Origin of the sequence: Bacillus sp. BPN334 (assembly GCF_008368885.1) — a bacterium.
GTDB lineage: Bacteria > Bacillota > Bacilli > Bacillales > Bacillaceae_G > Bacillus_A > Bacillus_A wiedmannii.
On sequence record NZ_QOZW01000048.1, the window covers coordinates 1 to 640 of the forward strand.

Here is a 640-nt window from a genome sequence, read left to right on the forward strand (position 1 = left end):
ATAACCACCTTGAATCGCTTTCCATACAAACGGGCCGACTACTAATACGATAATTACCGCTAACGCGATTAACATACCGTTTTCTGATGATAATTGTGAGTCTTCATTTTTTAACCAATTCTTCATTTTTGTTAACATGTGTATTGCTCCTCTGCTTATTCAATTTGGAATATTAACTTCTTATATACTTGCAAATCCTTGCATTAAGGATTGAATAACAATAACCATTGGATAAATTACAATACATCCAATTACAGCAACGTTAAATTTATTCATTTCCATTGGCTTATTTTGAATGAGACGGTTATAGTTCTCATGTTTTAGCTCACGCATCATTTTAATCTGTGCGTCCATAATACGAAGACTTTGTACCTTGTCCGTTTTTTGTGCTTGTTGTAACGCAATCGTAAAAGTATTAACTTCTGGACTATTTAAGGCTGCTGCAAAGTTACGAAATGGTTGATCCGAACCCGCATACATTTCTAATTCTGCTGTAAGTGTAGACACATATGGTCGAAGATGTCTCCCTGCATATATCTGCGCCTTTTTTACTGCTTCTAACGTTGTATGTGTTTTTAACAGCTGCAGCATCGGAATTAAATACTCTGGTAATTCAAATTCCCTTGCTTCTATCGCCTGC

The 640-nt window shown here is 35.8% G+C and carries 1 pseudogene; it reads right to left on the reverse strand.

Features of this window, described 5'->3' with window-relative positions:
• Positions 1-180: 180 nt before the first annotated feature.
• Positions 181-640 (reverse strand): annotated as a pseudogene (locus DN393_RS31125) (hypothetical protein); the annotation flags it as partial.